The sequence below is a fragment of the Furfurilactobacillus sp. WILCCON 0119 genome, assembly GCF_053471565.1.
The window spans coordinates 1-1,229 of record NZ_JBPCCV010000009.1; the positions used below are offsets into that span (position 1 = coordinate 1).

The 1,229-nt window shown below is 38.7% G+C and carries 2 protein-coding genes; both read right to left on the bottom strand.

Annotation, left to right across the window (positions count from 1 at the left end):
• Nucleotides 1–339: 339 nt before the first annotated feature.
• A complete protein-coding gene (locus ACRYI5_RS11020; RefSeq protein ID WP_448225294.1) occupies nucleotides 340–648 on the bottom strand; it encodes an ASCH domain-containing protein in 309 nt (102 codons plus the stop codon).
• Nucleotides 563–757 (bottom strand): hypothetical protein, encoded by a 195-nt coding sequence (locus tag ACRYI5_RS11025; protein WP_448225295.1) that lies wholly within the window; start codon nucleotides 755–757, stop codon nucleotides 563–565. Before ACRYI5_RS11025 ends, ACRYI5_RS11020 begins: the two co-directional genes overlap by 86 nt.
• Nucleotides 758–1,229 lie beyond the last annotated feature (472 nt).

A 1,229-nucleotide genomic window follows, 5' to 3' on the forward strand; every position in this document is an offset into this window, starting at 1 on the left:
TTTTTTTTATTGAACATATTTGAAACAGTTCACTTTCAACATAAGTAAATCTAATTACGATTTATAAAATCATTTAAATCAATTTCGCTATGTCTCAACAAAATCTGAATTAAAGGAGCTAAATCATTTATCGCTTAAGTGAACTTTTAAGATTGGTTAATTCTGTCGGTGTTTAAGGATTGAAGGAACGGTGAGCTACGTCTACTAGATTCTCATACGATATTGATAATACATAGATGACAACAGACCATATAAATTATGACGCACGATAAAATAAAAACCACAAAGTTGTGTAACTCATTAGATGATGTAACGCCGCTTTGATAATCACGATCACAGTTAGCGAAACACCCATACGGGTATCCACCAACATTGTTCTATTACTTTATTTATACCCCGCCGCCAATGCGTGAGTGTTTGGTCGCCTTCACCTTCATGATACGCATGTTCCGCACTCACTTGTGTAAACGGCATGATTTCTGAAACAACTGTTTGGGTAACTGCCACCGGTTGGTTACGACCGTCTAATATAATATTGTACTCATCAACCGCTGCGGTTGTTTCACCTGGAAAGAACGCAGATGTTGTCGCCGTCTTTTTGACCCGCAATAACAAGAGCGGCCAATTCATCGGCCTGCTGTTCGCCATTCCCAAAGGCCCACGCCTCAGGTTGCGGTAGTGTGCCTAAGTGTTTGCATTGGCAAACTGCATTCCAAAAATCGGTGATCTGTTGGTCATGTGACTGTGCTTGTGGCATTGATTTTACGCCTCGTTTTTATTATTCCAATTATTAATAATGGACATATTTTAGAAATTTCTTCGTCGCCAACATCCCGGCTACAGAGCTAGGGCCCTTTATCGGATCAAGAATAGTTTGATCAAGGATTGTCATCCATCTTGGCTCTACTCTAGGTACGTTTGTTTAAACATGTTCTACGTAAGCTGGCGTTTTAATTTACTGACGATATAAGCACCACAGGATTTTCAATGAGTTAACAGCCCAAGCTTAAAGTATGTTCGAGTGGTACTGCATTAGTTTGAACCATAGTGTCATGGTTAGCAATATTAATTTTATTAAATGGCGCTAGCTGTCTTTTGCCCGTGTTATCGTTGCTCACTCATCAAAAAGCGCTTAGCCATTGTGCGTCTATCCCATTCAGATTAGAACATTAACGATTTTAATTATGATCTGTTACTTGGTTTTTTAATTCTTTGTGTCACAAAAAAAG

What these genes read in the sequence shown, in the direction of transcription:
- ACRYI5_RS11020 (WP_448225294.1), bottom strand. Translation starts at nt 648, where the DNA reads ATGGCGAACAGCAGGCCGATGAATTGGCCGCTCTTGTTATTGCGGGTC.
- ACRYI5_RS11025 (WP_448225295.1), bottom strand. Translation starts at nt 757, where the DNA reads ATGCCACAAGCACAGTCACATGACCAACAGATCACCGATTTTTGGAAT.